At 67.1% G+C, this 24,851-nt stretch carries 22 protein-coding genes; 6 read left to right on the plus strand and 16 right to left on the minus strand.

The genetic code is table 11. The annotated features are described in order from the left end of the window. Window positions 1-31: 31 nt before the first annotated feature. The 3 genes from QTH90_RS09655 to QTH90_RS09665 all read right to left on the minus strand — a co-directional run bounded on the left by QTH90_RS09655 (window position 32) and on the right by QTH90_RS09665 (window position 4,006). On the minus strand, window positions 32-1,165 hold the full coding sequence (locus QTH90_RS09655; RefSeq protein WP_286664234.1) for a zinc-binding dehydrogenase: 1,134 nt from the start codon (window positions 1,163-1,165) through the stop codon (window positions 32-34). Window positions 1,166-1,208: 43 nt separating this feature from the next. Next, a complete protein-coding gene (gene yjjJ, locus QTH90_RS09660) occupies window positions 1,209-2,588 on the minus strand; it encodes a type II toxin-antitoxin system HipA family toxin YjjJ (RefSeq protein ID WP_286664235.1) in 1,380 nt (459 codons plus the stop codon). 104 nt (window positions 2,589-2,692) lie between these two features. Next, window positions 2,693-4,006, minus strand: coding sequence for a hemolysin family protein (locus tag QTH90_RS09665; protein ID WP_286664236.1), 1,314 nt, complete (start codon window positions 4,004-4,006; stop codon window positions 2,693-2,695). 23 nt (window positions 4,007-4,029) lie between these two features. On the opposite strand from QTH90_RS09665, the gene QTH90_RS09670 reads away from it, so the two are divergent. After that, the gene (locus QTH90_RS09670; RefSeq protein WP_286664237.1) at window positions 4,030-4,872 is read left to right on the plus strand and encodes a symmetrical bis(5'-nucleosyl)-tetraphosphatase; all 843 of its coding nucleotides are present in this window, start codon (window positions 4,030-4,032) and stop codon (window positions 4,870-4,872) included. 12 nt (window positions 4,873-4,884) lie between these two features. On the opposite strand, the gene QTH90_RS09675 is transcribed toward QTH90_RS09670, so the two are convergent. The 5 genes from QTH90_RS09675 to guaD form a co-directional block, all read right to left on the minus strand. Continuing rightward, the gene (locus tag QTH90_RS09675) at window positions 4,885-6,351 is read right to left on the minus strand and encodes a DEAD/DEAH box helicase (protein WP_286664238.1); all 1,467 of its coding nucleotides are present in this window, start codon (window positions 6,349-6,351) and stop codon (window positions 4,885-4,887) included. 147 nt (window positions 6,352-6,498) lie between these two features. Then, complete coding sequence (gene ypfJ, locus QTH90_RS09680; protein ID WP_286664239.1) at window positions 6,499-7,374, minus strand: KPN_02809 family neutral zinc metallopeptidase; 876 nt, start codon at window positions 7,372-7,374, stop codon at window positions 6,499-6,501. 49 nt (window positions 7,375-7,423) lie between these two features. Continuing rightward, window positions 7,424-7,687: a hypothetical protein gene (locus QTH90_RS09685; RefSeq protein ID WP_286664240.1), complete on the minus strand. Its 264-nt coding sequence runs from the start codon at window positions 7,685-7,687 to the stop codon at window positions 7,424-7,426. Between the two features lie 138 nt (window positions 7,688-7,825). After that, entirely contained in the window at window positions 7,826-8,392 is a 567-nt protein-coding gene (dcd, locus tag QTH90_RS09690; RefSeq protein WP_106555705.1) for a dCTP deaminase, read from the minus strand. A 58-nt stretch (window positions 8,393-8,450) separates the two neighbouring features. Further along, window positions 8,451-9,740, minus strand: a complete 1,290-nt coding sequence (gene guaD / locus QTH90_RS09695) for a guanine deaminase (RefSeq protein ID WP_286664241.1) — start codon at window positions 9,738-9,740, stop codon at window positions 8,451-8,453. A gap of 198 nt (window positions 9,741-9,938) precedes the next feature. Between guaD and QTH90_RS09700 the strand changes: the two genes are divergently transcribed. Together QTH90_RS09700 and QTH90_RS09705 are read left to right on the plus strand one after the other, a co-directional pair. Beyond that, complete coding sequence (locus tag QTH90_RS09700) at window positions 9,939-11,096, plus strand: glycosyltransferase family 4 protein (protein ID WP_286664242.1); 1,158 nt, start codon at window positions 9,939-9,941, stop codon at window positions 11,094-11,096. Beyond that, a complete protein-coding gene (locus QTH90_RS09705) occupies window positions 11,093-11,755 on the plus strand; it encodes an acyltransferase (protein ID WP_286664243.1) in 663 nt (220 codons plus the stop codon). Before QTH90_RS09700 ends, QTH90_RS09705 begins: the two co-directional genes overlap by 4 nt. 18 nt (window positions 11,756-11,773) lie before the next feature. Here the strand turns inward: QTH90_RS09705 and QTH90_RS09710 are convergent, their stop codons facing one another. After that, entirely contained in the window at window positions 11,774-12,865 is a 1,092-nt protein-coding gene (locus QTH90_RS09710) for a BMP family ABC transporter substrate-binding protein (protein ID WP_286664244.1), read from the minus strand. A gap of 203 nt (window positions 12,866-13,068) precedes the next feature. Here QTH90_RS09710 and QTH90_RS09715 point away from each other — a divergent pair, with 203 nt between their 5' ends. Continuing rightward, on the plus strand, window positions 13,069-13,290 hold the full coding sequence (locus QTH90_RS09715; RefSeq protein ID WP_286664245.1) for a hypothetical protein: 222 nt from the start codon (window positions 13,069-13,071) through the stop codon (window positions 13,288-13,290). A 24-nt stretch (window positions 13,291-13,314) separates the two neighbouring features. Beyond that, the gene (locus QTH90_RS09720; protein WP_286664246.1) at window positions 13,315-15,516 is read left to right on the plus strand and encodes a phosphocholine-specific phospholipase C; all 2,202 of its coding nucleotides are present in this window, start codon (window positions 13,315-13,317) and stop codon (window positions 15,514-15,516) included. A gap of 24 nt (window positions 15,517-15,540) precedes the next feature. On the opposite strand, the gene QTH90_RS09725 is transcribed toward QTH90_RS09720, so the two are convergent. Next, entirely contained in the window at window positions 15,541-16,464 is a 924-nt protein-coding gene (locus tag QTH90_RS09725; protein WP_286664247.1) for a LysR substrate-binding domain-containing protein, read from the minus strand. A gap of 84 nt (window positions 16,465-16,548) precedes the next feature. Here QTH90_RS09725 and QTH90_RS09730 point away from each other — a divergent pair, with 84 nt between their 5' ends. Beyond that, entirely contained in the window at window positions 16,549-17,844 is a 1,296-nt protein-coding gene (locus QTH90_RS09730) for an MFS transporter (RefSeq protein ID WP_286664248.1), read from the plus strand. Here QTH90_RS09730 and QTH90_RS09735 read toward each other — a convergent pair. From QTH90_RS09735 to QTH90_RS09760, 6 genes are all read right to left on the minus strand, one after another. Beyond that, window positions 17,802-18,854, minus strand: a complete 1,053-nt coding sequence (locus QTH90_RS09735) for an adenosine deaminase (protein WP_286664249.1) — start codon at window positions 18,852-18,854, stop codon at window positions 17,802-17,804. The two genes, QTH90_RS09730 and QTH90_RS09735, sit on opposite strands and share 43 nt — an antisense overlap. Further along, window positions 18,854-19,855 carry an aromatic ring-hydroxylating dioxygenase subunit alpha gene (locus QTH90_RS09740; protein ID WP_286664250.1) on the minus strand — a complete coding sequence of 334 codons (1,002 nt, stop codon included), beginning with the start codon at window positions 19,853-19,855 and terminating at the stop codon, window positions 18,854-18,856. Before QTH90_RS09740 ends, QTH90_RS09735 begins: the two co-directional genes overlap by 1 nt. A gap of 71 nt (window positions 19,856-19,926) precedes the next feature. Further along, window positions 19,927-21,096 carry a BMP family ABC transporter substrate-binding protein gene (locus tag QTH90_RS09745; protein ID WP_286664251.1) on the minus strand — a complete coding sequence of 390 codons (1,170 nt, stop codon included), beginning with the start codon at window positions 21,094-21,096 and terminating at the stop codon, window positions 19,927-19,929. A gap of 52 nt (window positions 21,097-21,148) precedes the next feature. Beyond that, on the minus strand, window positions 21,149-22,069 hold the full coding sequence (locus tag QTH90_RS09750) for an ABC transporter permease (RefSeq protein WP_286664252.1): 921 nt from the start codon (window positions 22,067-22,069) through the stop codon (window positions 21,149-21,151). 56 nt (window positions 22,070-22,125) lie between these two features. Beyond that, on the minus strand, window positions 22,126-23,277 hold the full coding sequence (locus QTH90_RS09755; protein ID WP_286664253.1) for an ABC transporter permease: 1,152 nt from the start codon (window positions 23,275-23,277) through the stop codon (window positions 22,126-22,128). Beyond that, entirely contained in the window at window positions 23,270-24,811 is a 1,542-nt protein-coding gene (locus QTH90_RS09760; protein ID WP_286664254.1) for an ABC transporter ATP-binding protein, read from the minus strand. Before QTH90_RS09760 ends, QTH90_RS09755 begins: the two co-directional genes overlap by 8 nt. Window positions 24,812-24,851 lie beyond the last annotated feature (40 nt).

Below are 24,851 nucleotides of genomic sequence, written 5' to 3' on the forward strand. Positions count from 1 at the left end.
CCCCGGCGGGCGCGCAGCGGGGTGCGCCCGCCTACTTGTTCGGATTGAGCAGGTACTTCTCGCCTGTCGCGTGCTTCGAATAGACCGCGATCTCGCCCAGCCCCAGCGCCTCGACCAGCGAAACTTCCTTGGTGTAGCGGCTCGCAAAGGTCGTCTTGAGCTCCGCCGCCACACGCGCCTTCAGCTTCTGCGCCCCTTCGGCGCCGATCTTCTGGAGGAAGGGAAACAGCAGCCAGCCCCCCATGCCCCACGTCATGCCGAACCCGCGCGTGAACTCGGTGGGGCCGCGGTCCAGCCCGCCGTAGATGTAGACCTGCTTGTGGACCGTGGAGCCGTAGCGACTGTATTCCTTGGTCGTCCTGTTGATGGCCGCTTCCATGCACGTGAGGATCTGGCCAGCCAGCTTGCCGCCGCCGATGGCGTCGAAGGCCAGCGTGGCGCCCGTGGCAGCGAGTGCGTCCGTCAGTTCCTGCATGAAGTCGGGCGACGTGGCGTTGCACACGTACTTGGCGCCGATGGCGCGCAGGATGTCCTCCTGCTCCTTCTTGCGGACGATGTTGACGAGGCCGATGCCGTCCTGGATGCAGATCCGGTTGAGCATCTGGCCCAGGTTGGAGGCGGCTGCCGTGTGCACCAGCGCCTTGTGGCCTTCGCGGCGCATGGTCTCGACCATGCCCAGCGCCGTGAGCGGGTTGACGAAGGAGGATGCGCCTTCGGCCGGCGTCGCGCCTTCCGGCAGCGGCATGCACTGGGCGGCATCGATGCAGCGGTATTGCGTGTACATGGCACCACCGATCATCGCGACCGTCTTGCCCAGGAGCGCCTGTGCTGCGGGCGAGGCGCCCGCAGCCACCACCACGCCGGCACCTTCGTTGCCGACCGGCATGGACTGGTCCACGCGCGCAGCCATGCTCTTCATGGCGAGTTCGGGGATGCTGGCCGTCACGACCGGCCTGGCGGCGGTGCCGGAAGCCTTTGCGGTCCGCAAGTCCGCGGCGCCAAAGAGCAGGCCGAGGTCGGACGGGTTCATGGGCGCGGCCTCCACACGGACGACGACTTCGTTCGCCGCTGGCTGCGGGACCGGCTCCTCCTGCAACGACAGTTCAAGTTCGCCGTTGTTGCGGACCAGGGTACGGATCTGGAGCGTTGTAGCGGGCTGGGTCATGGGGGTCTCCGAGGCTGGGGGCGGCCAGTATAGGAGTGCCGGATCAGACCTGCTCGGCGCGCTCCAGGAGCAGGCGTGCGTTGGCGGCAGCGAGGGTTCTAAATGCTTCGCTGATGCGCTTGTCGCTGGAAACACGAGTCCAGAACAGGTGGGCGGTCTCGCAAGCCGCGGCCCACACTTCGCGCTGCGAGGGCAACGGCAGCGGCGGCTCGAAGACCCGCGGAGGAACCTCGCCGCCCGGCAGCGGCGCATAGAGCATCGGCACCATGTCATAGACCGGCGCCAGCACCAACGCCCCCTGCGGCCTGAAGCTGAGGTTGCCCAGATGCATGTCGCTGTTGGCGATCAACCGGCCGAACCACCAGAGATGCTGGATGCGGCCCTCGTCGTCGGCCGAAAGCAGCTTGGCGCGGACGAGCTGGCCCGCAATCCGGGTCCAGTCCATCGAACTGTCGCCGATCAATGCAGCATTGACCGTGTCGAGGCTGCAGAGACGACTCCTGCCGAACATGCCAAGACGATCGAAGCGCTCCACCTCCAGAAAGGTGCGGCCCGCATGCGTGACCACACGGCTTCTCGCACTCTCGATGCCGCGCAAGGTGGCGCAGCACTCCAGCGCCAGGTGTTCCGTGACCAGCAGGTCGGCCCAACGCCGGACCGCGGGCGAGCCATCGGCGCCGGAGAACTTCACGAGCACATGGGGTGTCGCTTGCGCTTCCAGGTTGCGCAGCGCCGCGAACTTCGGAAACTCGCCGCCGGCGCTCGATCCCGGCACGCCAGCCGCAATCGCATGCTCGGCCAACTGCGCGTAGGCGGGGCCCGCCTTCGATCCCCTGAGCGGCTCGGGCGGTGCGATCTTGCCCTGAAGCCAGCGCTCGTAGGCCGGGTCGCCGAGGATCAGGCTGCCGCTCACGTCCCAGCCGCTGCGGCTCAGCACGAACAGGATGTCGTCGTCCGACCACTCGCCCGGATCGGCAGGAACGGCGAGCTGACGATGCTCCGCGCGAGCGAACTGGCGCCCCATATAGCCCTGTGGACGCATGTCGTAGAGCGGGTACGGGAGCCCGTCCCACCAGCCATCGCGCGATTCGTCATTCACGGGCCACCCGGCATCCGCGATGTTCATGAGAGTGCCTTGCGGCGAGACCGGCGTGAGCTGGCTGACGAGTTCGGCCCGGCCTTCGGAATCGATCTCGTACAAGGGCAGACTGGCCATGTCGCCCCGTAACGGGCGGCGCAAGGCGTAGCGCGCGCGGCGTGCCTTGCCGCTGCTCACCAGCCGGTCCTGAAGTTCCGCAAGGAGGCGATGGAGCGTCGGGACACTGACACCGACCGCTTCGGCAAGGTCGGCTGCGCTCACCATCGGCCGCCGGGCGAGCACGGCAGCCAACTGGTCGCGCGCGACTTGATTGCGAACTCGCATGCTCTTTATGAGAAGATTAATGAGAAGATACTTCTCATTCTCTCACAGAGAGAAATTCAGTAGTTTTGCGATTATTTTGAGAAGATCAGTGGCAGCTTTTGGCGTCAGGGTGCCAGATCCGCCGCCCCCGCATCCGGATAGGCCAGCACCCTGTCGATCCGCTTGCCATCCAGCCCGGCGACCTCGAAGCACCAGCCAGCGCAGTCGATGCGCTCGCCGACCTCCGGCAGTTGGCCGGAGACGAACATCAGCAGGCCTGCCACGGTGTTGTAGCGGCCGCGGTCCTCGTCCGGCAGTTCCCGGATCCCGAGCCGCGCGCGCAGTTCGGACACGGGCATCAGGCCGTCGAGCTCCCATACGCCATCCGGACGCTCTCGCGCCCAGGCCTCGTCGTGGGTGGCGACCTGCAACTCGCCGGTGATGGCTTCGAGCAGGTCGCGCGGTGTCATCAGGCCCTGCACGACGCCGTATTCGTCGACCACGAACACGAGCCGGCCGGCGCGCGAGCGGAACTGCTCCAGCAGTTCCATGCCTGTCAGCGTCTCGGGCACGAACACGGCCGGTTGCACGACCTGTTCGACCGATCCCTCATGATCGGGACCCAGCCTGAGCAGTTGAGCAACGCTCACCACCCCGACGACGTCGTCCAGTGAATTGCGGCACACGGGATACCACGAATGGACCAGGTTGAGCGCACCGGCGGCCGACACCTTCTGCAGGCACTGGGCAATGGTGAAGGAGGCTTCGAGCCACTCGATGTCGGCGCGCGGAACCATCAGCGAAGTGAGCCGGCGGTCGTCCAGGTGAAACACGTTGCGCACCATCTGGTGCTCGTGCATCTCGATCACGCCTGCATCGACGCCCTCTTCCAGGCTGGCGGAGATTTCTTCCTCGGTCACCACTCGCGCGGCGTTCGAGTCGATGCGCAGCAGCTTGAGCACGGCGGCCGTCGCACCCGACAGCAGCAGCACGAAAGGCTTGGCCGCCGTGGCGAGGCCGCGCATGGGACGCGCAACATAGCGCGCGACCGGCTCCGGGTAGAGCTGGCCGATGCGCTTGGGCACCAGTTCCCCGAAGATGATCGTGAAGAAGGTGATGCAGGTCACCACCAGCGCCGTCGAGGCAATGCTGGCCGTGCCGCTGCCCATGCCGACCTTGCGCATCCACACTGCCAGCGGCTCCGCGAACGCGGCTTCGCCGACGATGCCGCTCAGCATGCCGATGGAGGTGATCCCGATCTGAACGCTCGACAGGAACTGCGTCGGGTCCTGCATGAGCTTGAGCGCCGCGGCGGCGCCCGCGTCCCCCGTTTCGGCCAGCGCAGCAAGGCGCGCGCGACGGCTGGTGGAGAGGGCCATTTCGGACATTGCGAACACCGCGTTGAGCGTGGTCAGCAAAGCCAGGAGGAAAACATCCATGAACGCGGGAGAGAATGGGGATCATGGCACTTTACTTGATCGGTGACGTGCAGGGCTGCGACGGGCCACTGCAGCGCCTCCTGGACGACATCGCCTTCTCTCCCAGCCGCGACACGCTGATCGTGCTCGGCGACCTGGTCAATCGCGGCCCCGCTTCGGCGGACGTGTTGCGCCGCATGCAGCGCCTCGGCGCCTCGGCGCGAAGCCTGCTGGGCAACCACGACCTGCATCTGCTAGGCGTGGTCCACGGTGCGCGCAAGGCCGGCCGCAAGGACACGCTTGCCAGCGTGCTGGAGGCGCCCGACCGCGACGCCATGCTCGACTGGCTGCGCCATCAGCACATGGCGCTTCACCAGACGATCGGCGGCGGCGATCTGTTGATGGTGCACGCGGGCGTGCTGCCGCAGTGGCGCATCAGCGATACCTTGTCGCTCGCCGCCGAGGTCGAATCGGTGCTGCGCGGACCGGCGTTGCACGAGTTCCTGCAGACGATGTACGGCAACGAGCCGGCGCAATGGAACGATACGCTGACCGGCAGCGCGCGGCTGCGCGTCATCGTCAACGCGCTGACGCGGCTGCGCTTTTGCACCGCAGAGGGCGTGATGGAGTTCGAGAGCAAGGACGGCGCCGGAGCGGCACCCGAGGGCTACATGCCCTGGTTCGACGTGCCCGGTCGCCAAACGGCCGATGCCACGGTGGCGTGCGGCCACTGGTCGACGCTGGGCTGGGTCTCACGACCCGACCTGCTGTCGACCGACACCGGTTGCGTGTGGGGCGGCTGCCTGAGCGCCGTGCGCATCGGCGCGACGCCACAGGAGCGGGAGTTGATTCAGGTCAAGTGCCCGCAGGCACAGAAACCAGGCTGAGACGGCCCGTGCTCAACCGGGTTCGGCGCTCTTGAACAGAGCCGGAACCTTGCGCTTGGTCTTGATGTTGCTGGAGATACCGCGCGCTGGCGTGGTCTTCGCTGCGGCTTCCCAGGCGGGAGCAGCCTCGCGATCCGGCGTCTCATAGGGTTGCTCGAAGAAGGGATCGCGCGGCGCGGCGGGCGCGCGGTGCGGACGACCACCGCGCACGGGGCGGGCCTCGCTGCGTTCGCGGGGGCGGTCCAGCGTGTCGAGCACGTCGCGCGCATCGCCCGCCTCGCCCTCTTCGCGCCAATGGCGGCGCCCGTCGTTGATGCGGCCGCGCGGGCGGTCTTCCTCGAACTCGATCGCCTCGAGTTCGATCTTCTTCTTGATCAGCTTCTCGATGTCGGCGACCAGGCGCACATCGTTGCCGCCGCTGGCAAAGCTCACGGCCAGGCCCGACGCGCCGGCACGGCCGGTGCGGCCGATGCGGTGCACGTAGTCCTCGGCATTGAACGGGATGTCGAAGTTGAAGACGGCCGGGACATCCTTGATGTCGAGGCCGCGAGCGGCGACGTCGGTCGCCACCAGCAGGTCGACCTCGCCGGCCTTGAAGGCTGCGAGCGCCTTGAGGCGCTCGTCCTGGCTCTTGTCGCCGTGCAGCGCAGTGGTCTTGAGCCCCTCGCGTTCCAGCGAACGCGCAAGGCGCGCGCAGCCCAGCTTGCTGTTGACGAACACGAAGGCCTGGGTGATGCCGCGCTGACGAACGATCTGCTTGAGAGCACGGCGCTTGTCGTCGTCGCTCACGCTGTAGAAGCGCTGCTCCACCGTCGAGGCCGTTTCGTTCGGCCGGGCCACTTCGATCGTGACCGGGTTCTGCAGGTAGCTGCCGGCCAGCCGCTTGATTTCGGGCGAGAAGGTTGCCGAGAACAGCAGCGTGGTGCGCTGCTTGGGCAGGTAGGAGAGGATGCGCTGCAGATCCGGCAGGAAGCCGATGTCCAGCATGCGGTCGGCCTCATCGAGCACGACGTACTCGACCTGGTTGAGCACCGCGTTCTTGGCCTCGATGTGGTCGAGCAGCCGTCCCGGAGTCGCGACCAGCACCTCGACGCCCTTCTTGAGCTCGAGGGTCTGGGGCTTCATGTCGATGCCGCCGAACACCACCGCACTGCGCAGGTTGGTGTATTTGGCATAGAGCTTGACCTGCTGGGCAACCTGGTCGGCCAGTTCGCGCGTGGGCAGCAGCACCAGGGCGCGCACCGGATGGCGCGCAGGCGAGGTCGAGCTGTTCTCGTGCTTGAGCATCCGCTGCAGCAGCGGCAGCGAGAACGCGGCCGTCTTGCCGGTGCCGGTTTGCGCCGCACCCATCACGTCCTGGCCCGCCAGAACCACCGGAATGGCCTGTTCCTGGATGGGCGTCATGGTCTCGTAGCCCATTTCGGCTACGGCACGCGCCAGCGGTTCGGCCAGGGAGAGATTGGAGAAAGAGCTTGTCATTAAGCCCTCTATTGTCGCATTTATGCTCCCCCCCAGGCTTTTGCGCACTTCGTGTCGCGTCGCCTACCCCCTGCCGGGGGCAACACCTGCGGCCCGGCGCGGCCGGTTCCGCGGTGTTTTTGGACTCCGGTGGTTAGACCCTTCGGGCTACAGGTTTTTGGCCGCGAAGGTGTCGCAATCCTGGAGATTTCCGGTCTTGTAGCCGATGCCGAACCAGCGTTGGCGCTGGGCACTGGTGCCGTGGGTGAAGCTGTCGGGCACGACCGCGCGGCCGGCGGAACGTTGGAGGGCATCGTCGCCGATCTTCTGGGCGGCGTTCATGGCGGCTTCGATGTCGCCGGGGTCCAGCCATTGCTTGGACTGCTGGGAATGGTGGGCCCAGACGCCGGCGAGGCAGTCGGCCTGCAGCTCGACGCGGACGCTGATGGCGTTGTTCTGCGCCTGGGTGAGGCGGCCGCGCATCTGGTCGACCTTGCCGGTGATGCCCAGTTCGTCCTGCACGTGGTGGCCGATCTCGTGCGCGATGACGTAGGCCTGCGCGAAGACGCCCGGCGCGCCGAGCTGATTCTTCAGGGTGTCGAAGAAGCCGAGGTCGATGTAGACCTTCTTGTCGCCAGGGCAATAGAACGGGCCCATGGCCGACTGGCCGGTGCCGCAGGCCGTCGGCGTCGCGCCGCGGAAGAGCACCAGTTTCGGGGTCGAGTAGGAGTCGCCGTGCTGCCGGAAGATGTCGCTCCAGACGACTTCGGTGTTCTTCAGCACGGTCGAGACGAAGGCCGCTTCCCGGTCATTGGCGGGCGGCGGGTGCGCCGGGCCTTGCTGGACCTGCGGGGCCGGCTCGCCGCCGCTCAGCAGCCCCAGGACCGTGAGCGGGTTGATGCCGAATATCCAGCCTGCGATCAGCGCCACGGCCACGGTGCCGATGCCCACGCTGCGCCCGCCGATCGGGAATCCGCCCCCTCCACCGCCACCATCACGCCGATCTTCGACGTTGTCGGATTGCTCGTTGCCTTCCCATCTCATGTCGCACTCCTTGCCGCTATCCGGGCGGCGGTCGCAGGATGGTACGCGCTCAGCGAGAGACCACGTATCCGACGTTCATGATGCCGTCGCGGGCACTGGCACGGGCCAGGGCGGCGCTGCTTGCATCGTTCTTTTCGGCATTCGCGGCGGCGAGCGTGGCGCGCTCCTGCGCGTAGTGCGCCTCGGCCTTCTGCACCTGTGACCGCGTCACGACGACCATGGCCACGACCTGCACCAGCGCGATCGCGGCCAGGACGGCGAGCAGCAGACGGCGATAGGGGTGCATCTCACGCAGGGTCTGGAATATCGACATGTTCTCGCTCCTGAAGCCACGCCTCCTGCGTGGGTTGGAGTGAGATGCTGCCGATGCGCGGTGCGGCGCGCCCGACGCGCCGGCCCCGAGACGCTGTAGGACCGCGCCGGAGCCCCGCCTAGGTCTTTGGGAAGGCCGTCAGGCCTTGGGGAGCGTCACGCCGCGCTGGCCCTGGTATTTGCCGCCGCGGTCCTTGTAGCTGGTCTCGCAGACCTCGTCGCTCTCGAAGAACAGGACCTGGGCGCAACCCTCGCCCGCGTAGATCTTGGCGGGCAGCGGCGTCGTGTTGCTGAATTCCAGCGTGACATAGCCTTCCCACTCGGGCTCGAAGGGCGTCACGTTGACGATGATGCCGCAACGCGCATAGGTGCTCTTGCCCAGGCAGATGGTCAGCACGTTGCGCGGGATGCGGAAGTATTCGACCGTGCGCGCCAGCGCGAAGCTGTTGGGCGGAATGATGCAGCTGTCGCCATGGAAGTCGACGAAGCTCTTCTCGTCGAAGTTCTTGGGGTCGACCACCGTGCTGTGGATGTTGGTGAAGACCTTGAATTCGGGTGCGCAGCGGATGTCGTAGCCGTAGCTGGAGGTGCCGTAGCTGATGATCCGGTGGCCGTCCTGCTCGCGGATCTGGCCGGGCTCGAAGGGCTCGATCATCCCGTTCTTCTCGGCCATGCGCCGGATCCACTTGTCGCTCTTGATGCTCATATCAGGTCCTTCCTCGGGGGCGCTATTCTAGGCAGCGAGCCGCCATGCCCCTCGACGTTCAGTCGCCCAGGGCCTGCGAAATCACGGTTCGCTCGATCAGCCGGTCATCGCCCAGCACGATCATCGCGAAGAGCAGCTCCTCCAGACCGTTCGCGAGCGCCGTCTTGCGGGCCAGCAGCGGCGTGGCTTTCGGATTGATCACCACGAAGTCGGCCTCGCAGCCGGGCTGCAGGTTGCCGATGACGCCGTCGAGCCCCAGCGCGCGCGCCGCGCCGCCCGTGTGGCGCCACCAGAGTTGCGATGGCGGAATGCTCACGCCGGGCTTGGTCTGCCCTTCGCGGCCCGCGTAGTAGGCGGCCAGCATGGTCGCGAAGGGGCTGAAGCTGGTGCCGCCGCCGACGTCGCTGGCCAGCCCGTAGCGGTAGCCGATGCGGTCCGCGCCCTCGAAGTCGAAGAAGCCGCTGCCGAGGAAGAGGTTGCTGGTCGGGCTGACCGCCGTAGCGGTCTTCGTCTCGCGCATCAGGCGGCGGTCGTCGTCGTCGAAGTGGATGCAGTGCGCGTAGACGGCGCGCTCGCGCATCAGGCCAAAGCCGGCGTAGACATCGAGGTACGAGCGCGCTTGCGGGAACAGCTCCCGCGCCCACTTCACCTCGTCCTTGTTCTCGGCGACGTGTGAATGAATCCAGGTGTCGGGGTACTTCGCCGCCAGTTCACCCGCGCCGCGCAACTGCGCATCGGTGCTGGTGGGCGCAAAGCGCGGGGTGATCGCGTAGCCCAGGCGGTCTACGTTGTGCCACTGGCGGATGAGGGACTCCGTATCGATCAGGCTCTGTTCAGTCTGATCGCGTACACCGTCGGGCGAATGACGATCCTGCAACACCTTGCCCGTGATCATGCGCAGCTGCCGGCGTCGGGCCGCCTCGAAGAAGGCCTGTACCGATTGCGGATGCGAGGTCGCGAAGGTCAGCGAGGTCGTGACGCCGTTGCGCAGCAGTTCGTCGAAGAACACCTCCGCCACTTCCGCCGAATGGGCCGGATCGGCGAACCGGCTCTCGGCCGGAAAGGTGTAGTTCTCCAGCCAGGGCAGGAGACCATCCGCAGGCGCGCCGATGATGTCGGTCTGCGGGAAGTGGATGTGCATGTCGACGAAGCCCGGTGAAAGGATCCGTCCCGGCCAGTGCGTGACGGCCACGCCCGGATGGCGGGCCGCGACGGACGCGAAGTCGCCGGCGTCCTGCACGCGTTGCCGGCCATCGGCATCAGGGCCGACCACCAGCAGGCCGTCTTCATCGAAAACCGGCTGGCCGGCGGCGTCGAATCGCAAAAGGGAGGCACGGTACGCTTGCATGGGCACGGAGGGTAAGGCAGCAACGCCGGTATGCAATGTGCTAGGTCGTATGGACGCTATATGGCGGCAGCGCTGCTGCCCTCGGAGCGTACGCATGATCGTACTTCCGGGCTGCCTCGGCGGTCGAACATAATCCGGCCAATTCATTCCAGGAAAAGCAATGACTTCACGTGACGCCGCCAAGAGCGCCCAGTGCTGATGAAAGTGCTTCTGATCGCGAACTATGAGCCCGACGGCCAAACCAGCATGCTCGCCTTCAAACGCGTCCTGGAACGCGAGCTTCCCGGTGTCGGCTGCGAGTTGCGGGTGATCTCGCCGCCGAAGCGCGTGCTTCGGGTGCCGGTCGCCTCACGCTGGTGGAAGTGGCTGGGCTACGTCGACAAATTCATCCTCTTCCTCCCCTCGCTGGCGGGCCACGTGCGCTGGGCCGACGTGGTCCATGTCGCCGACCACTCCAACGGCATGTACATCCCGCGCGTGAAGGCCAAGCCCAACGTGATCACCTGCCACGACGTGATCGCCGTGCAGGCTGCCCAGGGCCTGGTGGACGGCTGGAACGTCGGCTGGACCGGCAGACTGTTCCAGCGGCTGATCGTGAAGGGAATGGCCGGCGCCGACCTCATCGCCTGCGTGTCCGAAATGACGCGGCGCGAAGTGCTGGCCATGGGCTTCGCGGACGAGCGCAAGGTCACGACCGTGCTCAACGGCCTGAACGACAACTTCTCGCCCGTGGCGCCTGACGAGGCGCAACGCCTCCTGGATCGCCTGGAGATCTCCGTGCAGGACAAGTTCCTGCTCCATGTGGGCTGGGACCTGGATCGCAAGAACCGCCGGGGCGTGCTCGAGGCATTCATCGCGCTGCAGGAACGCGCTGCGGCGGCCGGCGTCGCGCCGGTAATGGACCGGTTGCTCTTCGTGGGACCGGAGCTGTCGCCCGAGTCGGCAAAGCTGGCGCAAGCGCATGGCGTCGCCGACAGGATCAAGACGGTGCACAAGATATCGCACGAGGAACTGCGTGCGATCTACTCGAGCGCAACGGCCCTCCTCTTCCCGTCGCTCCAGGAAGGTTTCGGCTGGCCGATCATCGAGGCGCAGGCCTGCGGGTGTCCGGTCTTCACATCCAATCTCGCACCGATGAACGAAATCGGCGGCGAAGGGGCCGTCTACGTCGACCCCGGCGACCCGGCGGCCATGGCCGCCGCCATCGAGCAGGCCGCGCCCCGGCTGGGCGACATGCGCCGCCTCGGGCTCGAGAACGCGGCGCACTACACCTCGACGCAGATGGCAGCGAACTATGTGGCCGCCTACCAGCGCGCGATCCGGGAGCGCACGACGCAGCCCACGACACAGCCATGAAGAAGCTGCTGGCCCTGGGTGTCGTGTTCCTCCCTTGGAAACTGAAGCGCTGGGCATTGCGGCGCTTCTGGGGCTACCGGATCGCGGACGGGGCACGCATCGGCCTGTCCTACGTCTTTCCGGGCGAACTGGTCATGGGCGAAGGCGCCTACATCGGGCACCTGAACGTCGCCATCCATCTCGGCAGGCTGGAATGCGGCGCGCATTCGGTGATCGACCGATCCAACTGGATCACCGGCCATCCGCCGAAGGGTGCCCATTTCACGCACCGCACACAGCGTGAGCCGGTGCTCGTCGTCGGCGAGCATGCGGCCATCACCAAGTCGCACATCATCGACTGCACGGACAAGATCGAGATCGGGCCCTTCACGACCATCGCCGGCTACCACTCGCAGCTGATCACGCACGGCATCAACGTGGTCGAGGGCCGGCAGGACTGCAAGCCGATCCGCATCGGCGCCTACTGCCTGGTCGGGACGCGCGTCACGGTGCTGGGCGGCGCGGCGCTGCCGGACCGCTCGGTGCTCGGCGCAGGCTCCGTGCTCAACAAGGCCCACACCGAGGAATGCGCGGTGTACGCGGGGCAGCCGGCCGTCAAGGTCAAGAGCCTCGATGCCGATGCCGCGTACTTCAACCGGACACGCGGCTTCGTTCACTGAAGCGGGGGCTGGCCCCGGTCACCCGCGGCGGGCGACCCTTCCCTGCACGCCTTCGACGAGCCAGTTCATGTTGAGGATCTGCTCGTCGCTGAGGTTCTGCCCCTTGGGGATGACGACGTGGCCCTCGTTGTCGCGCACGTCGGCCGCAGCCTGGAAGGGCTTCACCTTGCCGGCTGCGATGTCCTGCTGCCGCGCCAGCACCTCGTCCTGCACGGCCTTCGGTACCTTGGGGCCGAAATCGCCGACGCGGATCAAGCCTTCCTTGACGCCGCCCCAGACGTTGCCGCTCTTCCAGGTGCCGTCGATCACGGCGCGCGCGCGCTCCGTGTAGTAGCCGCCCCATTGGTGGGTGACGGCGACGATCTGCGCCTCGGGCGCGACCTTGCGCATGTCCGAGTGGTAGGCCACGGCCATCTTGCCGCGCTCCTGGGCCGCGGCCATCACGGCGGTCGAGCCCGTGTGGAAGGCGATCACATCGACGTCCTGGTTGAACAGGGCCATGGCCGCGTCGCGCTCCTTCGGCGGGTCGAACCATACGTCGAGCCACACCACCTTGACCTGCGCCTTCGGGTTGACCGAGCGCATGCCCAGCGTGAAGGCGTTGATGCCCTGCAGCACCTCGGGAATCGGGAAGCCGGCGACATAGCCTGCGACGTTCGTCTTCGTCATGCGGCCCGCAGCCACGCCGGCCAGGTAGCGCCCTTCGTAGTAGCGCGCGTTCGCGGTCGCGACATTGGGCGCCGTCTTGTAGCCGGTGATCGACTCGAACTTCACGTCCGGAAAGTCCCGGGCGACCTTCATCGTGGGTTCCATGTAGCCGAAGCTGGGCGTGAAGATGAGCTTGTTGCCCTGCTGCGCCAGATCGCGGATCACCCGCTCGGCGTCCGCGCCCTCGGCGACGTTCTCGACGTAGGTGGTCTTCACCTTGCCGGCCAGCGCGGCCTCGACGGTCTTGCGGCCGTTTTCGTGCTGGCGTACCCAGCCGGCATCGGTGATGGGCGCGACGTAGACAAAGCCGATCTTCAGCGGATCGGCCTTCGGCGCGGTCTGGGAAAAAGCTGGAAGGAAAAAGCAGGCGGCCGCGAGCGCGGCTGCGAGGTTTTTATACATGGTAGTCCTCTACATGGCCCCGGAATGAAAAACGGCGCTGCGGGGCAGCAGCGCCGGGCGGGTATTTTACCCGGGCGCCAGGAATCCATCCCATGTCACGTCCGGTTGCGCAATGGCGCCGGCCGCTTCACGGCGCTGTCACGTTGGCTCCCTAGCCTCGGCGGCTTCCTAAACGATCCCCTGACAACTGGAGGAGATTCCCCATGCATGAAGTGGTTCCACATGTGCGCGTGACCTGCGCATTGACCCTCGCCCTGGCCCTCGCCGCCTGTGGCGGCGGCAGCGGCAGCGCGACGCCGACAAGCCTCGCCGCATCGTCCACGTCGCCGTCGGCTGCCACCGCAAGCGCCCAGAAGCCCGATGCCGCGGCGTCGACCGGGACGACCGAAGCGAGCGACAAGCCCGACGTCCGCTACGCCCCCTGAACGATTCACAGCAGGACCGGAACCATGAACTCGCGCCGCAAATTCATCCAGGGCACCGCCACCACCGGCATCGCCGCCGCCACGCTCGCCGCGTTTCCACCCAGCATCCGCCGCGCGCTCGCCATCCCCGCGCACAACGAGACGGGCACCATCAAGGACGTCAAGCACGTCGTGATCCTGATGCAGGAGAACCGCTCCTTCGACCACTACTTCGGCACGCTGCGCGGCGTTCGCGGCTTCGGCGACCGCTTCACCATCCCGCTGCCGCAGGGCCGCAGCGTATGGCAGCAGGCCGGTGCCAACGGGCAGCCCGTGCTTCCCTTCCACCTGGACAGCAGCAAGGGCAACGCACAGCGCTTCAGCGGCACCCCGCACAGCTGGGCCGACGGCCAGAGCGCATGGGACGGCGGCCGCATCGACCAGTGGGCGCGCTACAAGACCGTCGCGTCGATGGGCTACTTCAAGGAAGCCGAGCTGCCCTTCCAGTTCGCACTGGCCAACGCCTTCACGCTGTGCGACGCGTACCACTGCTCGATGCACACGGGCACCAACTCGAACCGCATGTTCATGTGGACCGGCACCAACGGGCCGACCGGCGCTGGTGTGGCCTCGCTGAACAACGAGTGGGATTCGATCGAAGCCTCGACCCTTGGCTACGAATGGAAGACGTACCCCGAACGCCTGCAGGAAGCCAAGGTGAGCTGGATCGTCTACCAGAACATGCCCGACAACTTCGGCGACAACCCGCTGGCCGGCTTCAAGCAGTACCGCCGCGCCAACGAAGCCTCCGGCAAGCCGGTGAGAAACGACGCGCTTTCTCCTGCCTACGACCCCGCCAGCGACGACGCCGGCAATCCGCTCTACAAGGGCATCGCCAACACCATGCCCGGCGACTTCAACAATGCGCAGACCTACTTCGAGCGCTTCCGTCAGGACGTGAAGAACGGCAAGCTGCCGCAGGTGTCATGGATCATCGCGCCGGCGACCTACTCGGAGCATCCCGGACCGTCGAGCCCCGTCCAGGGCGCCTGGTACATCCAGGAGACCCTCGACGCCCTCACCGCCGTGCCCGAGGTCTGGAGCAAGACCGTGCTGCTCGTCAACTTCGACGAGAACGACGGCTACTTCGACCACCATCCCTCACCCTCCGCACCGTCGCTCAACCCCGACGGAACCCCCGCGGGCAAGACGACGCTGCCCGAGTCCGACGTCGCCTTCGAGCGCTTCACGCATCCGAACCCGCCCGGCACCACCGGCCAGCCGCAGCCCGACGGCCGCGTCTACGGGCCCGGCGTGCGCGTGCCGATGTACGTGATCTCGCCCTGGAGCCGCGGCGGGTGGGTCAACTCGGAGGTCTTCGACCACACCTCCGTCATCCGTTTCCTGGAGAAGCGCTTCGGCGTGAAGGAACCCAATATCGGCCGCTTCCGCCGCGCGGTGTGTGGCGACCTGAGCAGCGCCTTCAACTTCGCGCGTCCCAATGACGAGGTGCTCCCCACGCTCGCTGGACGAAAGACCCGCGACCAGGCCGACCTGCTGCGTGCCGACCAGGAAAAGCTCGCACCCATCACGCTACCGGCGAATCCGCTGCTGCCGCAACAGGCGACCGGCACGCGGCCCTCGCGCGCCTTGCCCTACGAGCTGCACGTCAGCGCACGCACCGATGCGCTGCACGGCAAGGTCCGGCTCGTGTTCGCCAACACCGGCGAGGCCGGTGCCGTGTTCCATGTCTACGACAAGCTGCATCTCGACCGCCTGCCGCGCCGCTACATGGTGGAGCGTGGCGAGAAGCTGGAGGACACCTGGGCCGCGATGACCGACAACGCCGGTCTCTACGACCTCTGGGTGCTGGGCCCCAATGGCTTTCACCGGCACTTCAAGGGCGACCTGAATCGACTGCGCGCTGGCGATGCACCCGAGCCCGAAGTGCGCGTGGGCTACGACGCGCGGCGCGGCGACCTGTACCTGAAACTGCGCAACGACGGCGACCGCGCGTGCCGGTTCACGATCCAGGCGAAGGCCTACCGCGGCGACGGCCCCTGGGTGGTTCGCGTCAAGGGTGGCGACGATGAAGAAAAGCATTGGGACCTGGACGCCAGCGGCCAGTGGTACGACTTCGCAGTCACCTGCGACTCGGACCGGGCCTACTACCGCCGCTTTGCCGGACGCGTGGAGACCGGCAAGCATTCGGTGAGCGATCCGGCTTTCGGCAAGCTGGATCTCTGAGCACGCTCTGCGCGCGCGACCAGTTCAGCGGTCGCGCACGCTCGCGCGGACCGCTTCCCGCAACAGCTCGGCCAGTCGCGCCACTGGCGCTTCGGGCGCCGCCTGAGCCCTGTACATGGCCAGCGCCATGTGCGGCAGCGCCGGCAAGCCGGCGTCGTTGCGATCAAGCACGCGCACATGCGGCGGCAAGCCGAAGGGCGTGCGGGCCGACAGGCCCAGTCCTGCCGATGTGGCCGACCACAGCGCCGCGAGGCTGGCACTGGTGAAGGTGTGACGCCACGGGAGGCCCGCGCGGTCGAGCGCGGCCGTGACCAACTCGCGCAACGGACACGGCGCATCGAGCAGGACCAGCGGCAAGGGCTCCCGTGACCTGCGCGCGCCACGGCGCTCGGTCCACCACGGCGCATCGAGCGCAGCCGGTGCAGCCGGACCGACCCACTCGATAGGGAGCCTGATCAGGCGTTCCCCATGTGCAGGCGAGGCCCCTTCGCCGGCTTCCCAGATCAGCGCGAGATCGAGTTCACCCAGCTCCATCCGCTCCCGCAATTCGGCGCTGCGCGCCACGAACGCCTCGATGCGCACCTTGGGGTGTGCGCGCGCAAAACGTCCGAGCACACCTGGCAACAGCGACTCGCCCACGTCCTCCTGCAAGCCCAGGCGCACCCATCCCTGCAGGTCGACGCCCCTCATCGCCGCCGCAGCCTCGTCGTTGATTTCCAGCAAGCGGTGCGCGTACGCCAGCATGGTTTCGCCTGCGTCCGTCAGTTCGAGGCCGCGGCCCGCCTTGCGGAACAACGAGGTGCCGGCTTGTGCTTCGAGCTTCTTGAGCTGGGCGCTCACGGCCGAGGTGGAGCGTCCGAGCTTGTCGGCCGCGCGGGCGTAGCTGCCGAGTGCCACGCCCGTGGAAAAACTGCGGAGCACATCGAGATCGAACATCACCTGGCTCATATTCAACCATCCTGTTTTTCTGAACTATCAGTTGATTATTTTCTGATTTTCAAAACCATTGCAACGGTGGAGACTGCGCCCACGATGCAACACGACCACGCCTCCCGACCGGCACACCGCTGGAAAGTCCTCGCCGCCGGCGTCGCCGCCAACGCCGCTTTCTCCGTCGCCTTCAGCGGCATCCCCATGACCGCCGTCCTCATGCGCTCCGGCTATGGGCTGGACAACGCCACGCTCGGTCTCGTGCTCGGCCTGATGGGACTGGGCATCGCGGTCAGCGAATTGCCCTGGGGCCTGCTGACCGACCGCTGGGGCGACCGGCCGGTGCTGCTCACGGGGCTCGGAGCCACGGCGCTGGCGCTGGTCGCAATGGCGCTCTTTGCGGCACCTTCGCCCCGGCACGTCCCTGGCCTGGGCTGGCTGTGCGGGGGGCTTCTGCTGGTCGGCTTGCTCGGCGGGAGCGTCAACGGTGCGAGCGGGCGCGCCGTGATGAGCTGGTTCGCGGAAGGCGAACGGGGGCTCGCCATGAGCATCCGCCAGACGGCCGTCCCACTCGGCGGCGGCATCGGCGCGTTGGTCCTGCCTGCAGTCGCGCTGCATTTCGGCTTCGCGGCACTCTACGGTCTGCTGGCAGCGCTGTGCGCCGCCAGCGCCCTGCTGGCGTGGGCCTGGATCTGCGAACCGCCTGCTGCGCCGCTGCCATCCGGGGCGAAGCGCGGCAGCGGCGAGCGGCGCGATGGACCGCTGCGGGACGCGCGCATCTGGCGCATCGTCGCGGGCATCGGCATCCTGTGTGCGCCGCAGTTCGCAGTGCTTTCCTTCGGCACCGTCTTCCTGCACGACTTCGGCCATGCAGGCCTTGCAGCCATCTCGACCACGATGGTCGCCGTGCAGATCGGTGCCATGGCGATGCGCGTATGGAGCGGCCGGTGGACGGATCGCCGCGGAAACCGCCCGGCCTACCTTCGCGCATGCAGCGCCCTGAGCGTGCTGCTCTTTGCCTTGCTCGGCGGCTTGGCGCTGGCGGGCGAAGGCTCGGTTGGCGACTCAGCCGCGCTGCGCGGCGCGTTGATCCTGCTGCTGGCGGCCTGTGGCGTGTGCGTGTCCGCGTGGCACGGCGTGGCCTACACCGAACTCGCCACGCTTTCGGGCGCCGCACGTGCCGGCACCGCGCTGGGCATGGCCAACACCAGCGTGTTCGCGGGGTGCTTTCTCACGCCGCTCACGATTCCTCATCTGCTCACGATGCAAGGCTGGCCGCTGGTCTGGTTCGCGGCAGCAGCCTGCGCGTTGGTGGCCCTGCCGCTCCTTGTGCCTGCCGCACCGAAAAAGCGCGCTCAGGCGAAAGCGTCGAACGCCGCGTTGAGCCGATCGACGTAGGCCCGCTTCGCCGCAGCGTCGACGAAGCTGCCTTCGAAGCTGTTCGCCGCCAGCTGCCACGCGTGCTGTGCCGTGAGCCCGGTGGCGGCGAAGGTCTCGACGAAGTTCTGGTTCATGTAGCCGCCGAAATAAGCCGGGTCGTCGGAATTGACGGTGGCGACGAGGCCGGCGTCGAGCAGCTCGCGCAGGTTGTGCTGCCCCAGGTCGGGGAACACGCAGAGCTTGAGGTTCGACAGCGGGCACACGGTCAGCGGGATGCGGTCCTGCGCAAGGCGCTTCATCAGCGCGGCGTCCTTGGTGCTCTGTACGCCGTGGTCGATCCGCTCGACCTTGAGCACGTCGAGCGCGCTCCACACGTAGGCGGGCGGGCCCTCCTCGCCCGCATGCGCGACAAGGTGGAAGCCGAGTTCGCGGCAGCGTGCGAACACGCGAGCGAACTTCTCGGGCGGATGGCCGAGTTCGCTGGAATCCAGTCCGACGCCGATGAAGCGGTCGCGGTACGGGAGCGCCTGTTCGAGCGTGGCGAAGGCATCCTCCTCGCTCAGGTGGCGCAGGAAGCACAGGATCAGCGCGGCATCGACGCCCAGCTTGACCTTCGCGTCGACGCAGGCACGGTGCAGGCCGTCGATCACGGTCTGCATCGACACGCCGCGCTCGGTGTGCGTCTGCGGATCGAAGAACATCTCGGTGCGGATGACGTTGTCGGCTGCCGCGCGCTCGAGGTAGGCCCAGGCCATGTCGTAGAAATCCTGCTCCTTCAGCAGCACGCTGGCGCCGGCGTAGTAGATGTCCAGGAAGCTCTGCAGATTGGTGAAGGCGTAGGCGCGGCGCAGGTCTTCGACGTTCGCATACGGAATGGCAACGCCGTTGCGCTGCGCGAGCGCGAAGATCAACTCGGGCTCCAGCGAGCCCTCGATGTGCATGTGCAGTTCGGCCTTGGGCATGGCGCGCAGCAGCGCCGGAAGGCGCTCCGCGGGAATGTCGCGAACGGTATGGCGGGGCGTGTTCATCAGCAGACTCCGAAGGTGATGCCGCGAATCTTGAGGTGGCGGCGGTAGATCGACGAGGCCTTGTCGGCCACGGTGTGCAGTTCGGCGCGCAGATCCAGCGGCAGGCACTTGGGGCGCTGCGATTCGAGCACGGGCTTGTCCTGCAGGAAGATCGTGTCCTGGAAGGCGCGCAGCGCCGCGTCGTCCCGCTCGAAGTCGGCGGTGGCGAGACGGAACCAGACGCGGCTGCGTTCGGCGTCGACCGGGCAGATGTAGAGCGCGATCGATTCGCGGTAGTCGTCGATGCCGACGCTCGCGGCCTCGGGGATCTTGGTCAGCACCGCCGTGTAGGGCGCGGTGACTTCGTAGGTGTATTCGACCTGCGCGGGCGCGGTCGAGTTGATGGTGGATTGCGGCTGCCAGGCCTTGCAGCCCGTCGCGAGCAGGCCATGCGGCGTAGCTTCCACACGGTAGTCGTCGATCGCGGTCATGTCGCGCGCACCCAGCCAGCCCTCATGCACGAAGCCGAAATGCGACATGTCGAGGAAGTTCTCGACCAGGCGCGGCGCACTGGTCTCGACCTCGTAGGGGCCGCAGTTGAGCTTGCGCAGGCGGGCGTCTTCCTCGGGCGCGAAGGCGGGTATCGCGTCACCCTCTCCCTCGGCGGGGGCATCGAGCCGCACCCACACCAGGCCATGCGCCTCGCGCGCCGCATGCATCGTGGCGCGGTGCGTGGCCGGGGGGACGAATTCCGGCAAGGCCGGGACTTGCACGCAGCGGCCACCGGCCTCGAAACGCCAGCCGTGGTACGGGCACTCGAGCCGTGAGCCGCCCTCGCATTGCACCACCCGGCCCAGGGACAGTTGCGCGCCACGATGCGGGCATCGGTCCGCCCATGCGTGCACGGCAGCCGCATCGTCGCGCCACAGAACGAGGCTTTCGCCGAGCAGGCGGACGGGGACGGGTGCTGCTGCCACGTCTTCCGCCAGCGCGACCGGATGCCAAAGTTGTCTTTCAATCATCATCATGGGACCTGAAACGAAAAAGGGTTGCCCCGGGAGGCAACCCTTTGCACCGGATCACCGGGCCTTGTTTACTTCTTCTCGCCGCCGGGCACCGAGCCTTCCACGCCCTTGACGTAGAAGTTGACACCGCTCAGGAACTTGTCGTCCGCGGCAGCGCCTGCAGCCACCAGCTCCTTGCCGTCCTGGCCGACGATCGGGCCCTTCCAGATCACGAAGCTGCCGTCCTTCAGGCCCTTCTTGACTTCCTCGACCTTGGCCTTGGTCTCGGCCGGCACGTCTTCGGCGATCGACACCAGGTCGATCGCGCCTTCCTTCACGCCCCACCAGCTCTGGCCGGTCGTCCACTTGCCGTCCAGCATGTCCTGCGTCGCCTTGATGTAGTACGGCGCCCAGTTGATGGTCGCCGAGGCCAGGTGGGCCTTCGGGCCGTAGGCGGTCATGTCGGAGTCCCAGCCGAAGGCGCGCTTGCCTTTTTCCTGTGCGGTCTTGAGCACGGCCGGCGAGTCGGTGTTCTGGAACAGCACGTCGGCGCCGCCGTTGATCAGCGCGGTGGCGGCCTCGGTTTCCTTCGGCGGGCTGAACCATTCGTTGACCCACACCACCTTGGTCGTGATCTTCGGGTTGACCGACTGCGCGCCCAGCGTGAAGCTGTTGATGTTGCGCAGCACTTCAGGGATCGGCACCGAGCCGACCACGCCCAGCGTGTTGCTCTTGGTCATCGAGCCGGCAATGATGCCGGCCATGTACGCGCCTTCGTAGGTGCGGCTGTCGTAGGTGCGCATGTTCTCGGCGGTCTTGTAGCCGGTGGCATGCTCGAACTTGACGTCCCTGTGGTCGGCCGCGACCTTGAGCATCGGCTCCATGTAGCCGAAGGTGGTGCCGAAGATCAGCTTGTTGCCCTGGCTCACCATGTCGCGGAACACGCGCTCGGCGTCGGCGCCCTCGGGCACGCTTTCGACATAGGTGGTCTTGATCTTGTCGCCGAATTCCTTCTCGAGCGCCCTGCGGCCGTTGTCATGCGCGAAGGTCCAGCCGCCGTCGCCCACCGGGCCGACGTAGGCGAAGGCGATGTTCAGCGGAGCGGCGGCCGCAGGTGCCGCGGCGGCCGGTGCGGGTGCCGGAGCGGCGGGTGCGGCAGCAGGCGCTTCTTCTTTCTTGCCGCAGCCGATGAGGGCGGCCGAAGCGACCGCCGTCAGGGCGGCCAGCTTGAGCAGGGAACGCTTGTTCAGATCATTCATTTGTTTGAAATCCTCAAAGGACAGGTTGGCGAAGAAACAAAACGAAACGTGATTATGAGCCGGGGTAGAACGGTTTTCCTATGGAAGCAGGCATGTTGACGCGGATGAAGGCCGGGTTGCGCGAGATCAGCGCCAGCACCACGATCGGCGCGACGTAGGTCAGCATGCTCAGGAACTGGCTCGGCACGTTGACCCCGGTGCTCTGCAGGTGAAAGCCCAGCATCGAGACGCCGCCGAACAGGTAGGCGCCGAGCAGCACCCGGATCGGCCGCCACGTCGCGAAGGTGGTGAGCGCCAGCGCGATCCAGCCGCGGCCGGCGACCATGCCCTCGACCCACAGCGGCGTGTAGACGGTCGACAGGTAGGCGCCCGCCAGCCCGCACAGCGCGCCGCCGGCGACCACTGCCATGAAACGGATGCGCCGCACCGGATAGCCCAGCGCGTGCGAGGACTCCGGCGATTCGCCCACCGAGCGCAACACCAGCCCCGCGCGCGTGCGGTAGAGGAACCAGATCAGCCCGATGGTGAGCAGCACCGCGAAATACACCATCGGGTGATGCCGGAACAGCGCCGGCCCCACGAGCGGAATGTCTCCCAGCACCGGCAAGGCGTAGGAGGTGCTTTCAGGCAGCTTGGCCTGCACGAAGTTGATGCCCGCGAAGGCCGAGAAGCCGACGCCGAACAGGCTCAGCGCCAGCCCGGTCGCGTACTGGTTGGTGTTGAGCCAGATCACCAGCACGCCGAAGAAGGCCGACAGCAGCGCGCCAGCCGCCATGCCGGCCAGGAAGCCCAGCCAGTTGTTGTGCGTGGTCACCACCGTGGCGAAGCCCGCAATGGCGGCGCAAAGCATGATGCCCTCGGCGCCCAGGTTGACGATGCCGGCCTTCTCGTTGATGAGGAGCCCCAGCGCGGCGATGGCGAGCACCGTGCCGGCGCTCAGGGTGGACCCCAGGAGGAGTGCGTAGCTTTCCATCATTGCACCCCCTCGGGAGGCAGCGAATGCACGAAGTGATGAGCGTGGGGGTACATCTATGCGGCTCCTTCCGTGGGACGGGCAACGGGGGCTGTGAGAGGCGTGCTGGCTTGCAGTGACGAGGTGCCCGGTGTCGCGGAGACGGCCTTGGGCGCCGATTTGCGCCGGATGCGATAGGCGATCAGCGTGTCGCACGCCAGCAGCGTGAACAGCAGCAGGCCCTGGAACACGCCGGTCAGCGACTTCGGCAGCCCCAGCCGCGACTGCGCGAGCTCGCCGCCGATATAGAACATGCTCATGAGGATCGCCGAGAAGATCATTCCCACAGGATGCAGTCGCCCGACGAAGGCCACGATGATCGCCGCGAAGCCGTAGCCTGCCGGCACGTAGGGCGTGAGTTGGCCGAGCGGCCCCGCCACCTCGAGCGCGCCGGCAAGGCCGGCCGCGCCACCCGAGGTCAGCAGCGCGATCCACACCGCGCGCCGCGCCGAGAAGCCCGCGTAGCGCGCGGCAGCCGGCGCCAATCCACCGACCTGCTGCGCGAAGCCCGCGCGCGTGCGGAAGAGAAACACCCACAGCGCCGCCGACCCGAGCAAGGCAATGACGAGCCCGATGCTCACGCGCGAACCCTTCATCAGCCGCGGAATCTGCGTCACCGCCTCGAAGGTCTTGGTCTGCGGGAAGTTGTAGCCCATCGGGTCCTTCCACGGCCCGTAGACCATGTAGCCCAGCAGCAGCGTCGAGACGTACACCAGCATCAGGCTCACGAGGATCTCGTTCGCATTGAACTTGTCGCGCAGGAAAGCGACGATCCCGGCCCACACCATGCCACCCGCGATGCCCGCGACCAGGATCGCCGCGACGATCCACGATCCCGTCGTCTTGTCAGCCAGCAGCGCCACGCCGCCGGCGGCGATGGCGCCGAACACGAACTGCCCTTCGGCGCCGATGTTCCAGACGTTCGAGCGAAAGCAAACCGCAAGCCCGAGCGCGATGATGAGCAACGGCGTTGCCTTGACCATCAGTTCGCCCAGCGCGTAGCCGCTCTTGATCGGCTCCCAGAAAAACACCAGGAGCCCCTTGACCGGGTCCTTGCCCAGCAGCGCGAAGAGCACCATGCCGATCACCACCGTGACCAGCAGCGCCAGGATCGGCGAGCCGTAGCTCCAGAAGCGCGAGAGCTGCGGGCGGGGTTCGAGCTTAAGCATGAGCCACCTCCGCGGACGTCGTGGCGGCGTGATGCGACTTGTCCCACAGGCCGCTCATCCACTCGCCGATCTGCGGCACGGTGGCCGCGGCGCGGTCGATGGACGGCGAGAGCCGGCCCTTGGCGATCACGTGCAGGCGGTCGCTGATCTCGAAAAGTTCGTCGAGCTCCTCGCTGACCACGAGCACCGCACAACCGGCGTCGCGCAGCGCAAGAATCTCGCCGCGGATGAGCGCCGCGGCACCCACGTCCACGCCCCAGGTCGGCTGCGAGACGATGAAGATCTTCGGGTTGGCATCGATCTCGCGCCCCACGATGAACTTCTGCAAGTTCCCGCCCGACAGCGACCGAGCCGCCGCGTTCGGCCCGCCGGCCTTGACGTTGAAGCGCTGGATGATGTCGCTCGCATGCTGCTGCAGCGCGCGGGTGCGAATCCAGCCGCCCTTGCCGACCGCGTTGCCGCGTGTCAGCAGCAGGTTGTGCGCCAGGCCGAGCGTGGGCACCGCGCCGCGGCCCAGTCTTTCTTCCGGCACGAAATGCAGGCCCAGCGCGCGCCGCCGGCGCGGCCGGAAATGCGCGGCCGGCTGGCCGAACACCTGGATCATCGGCGCCTCGGCGCGCGTGTCCTCGCCCGAGAGCGCGTAGAGCAACTCCTTCTGGCCGTTGCCCGAGACACCGGCAATGCCCACCACCTCGCCGGCGCGCACGTCGAGCGAGATGCCGTCGAGATCGACGCCGAACTGGTCCTCGCGCGCCAGCGTCAGGCCCTTGACCTGCAGCGCCACCGCGCCCGCGTGGATCGGCCGGTGCGTGAGCGGCGGCGGCTCCGCGCCGATCATCAGGCGCGACAGCGATTCGTTGGATTCGTTCTGGGGGTTGCACACCCCCGTCACCTTGCCGCCGCGCAGCACCGTGCAGGCGGTGCACAGTTCGCGGATCTCGTGCAGCTTGTGGCTGATGTAGAGGATGCTGCAGCCCTCGGACGCCAGCTGCTTGAGCACGACGAAGAGCTTCTGCACCGCCTGCGGCGTCAGCACCGAGGTCGGTTCGTCGAGGATCAGCAGCTTCGGGTCGGTCAGCAGCGCGCGGATGATCTCGACGCGCTGCATCTCGCCGACCGACAGCGTGTGGACCGGACGCGAGGGGTCGATATCCAGCCCGTACTCGCCCGCCTTGGCCTGCACCCGGCGCGCCACTTCGGCGAGCGCCAGGCTCTTGTCGAGGCCGAGCCAGACGTTCTCGGCAACGGTCAGGGTGTCGAACAGGCTGAAATGCTGGAACACCATGCTGATGCCCAGCGCCCTCGCCTCCTGCGGATTGCGCACGTTGACCGGCTGCCCGTTGAACATCACGCTGCCTTCGTCGGGCTTCACCGAGCCGTAGATGACCTTCATCAGCGTGGATTTGCCGGCGCCGTTCTCGCCGAGAACCGCGTGGGTTTCACCCGGTGCCACCGTCAGCGAAACGTCGCTGTTGGCGACGACCGCGGGGTAGCGCTTGGTGATGTGCGCGAGTTGAAGTCTGTGGATTGTCATGCCTATGCCTGGCTTGTGGGTTGTCGTCTGAGCCCTGAAC

This window comes from Variovorax flavidus (assembly GCF_030317145.1).
Classification (GTDB): domain Bacteria; phylum Pseudomonadota; class Gammaproteobacteria; order Burkholderiales; family Burkholderiaceae_C; genus Variovorax; species Variovorax flavidus.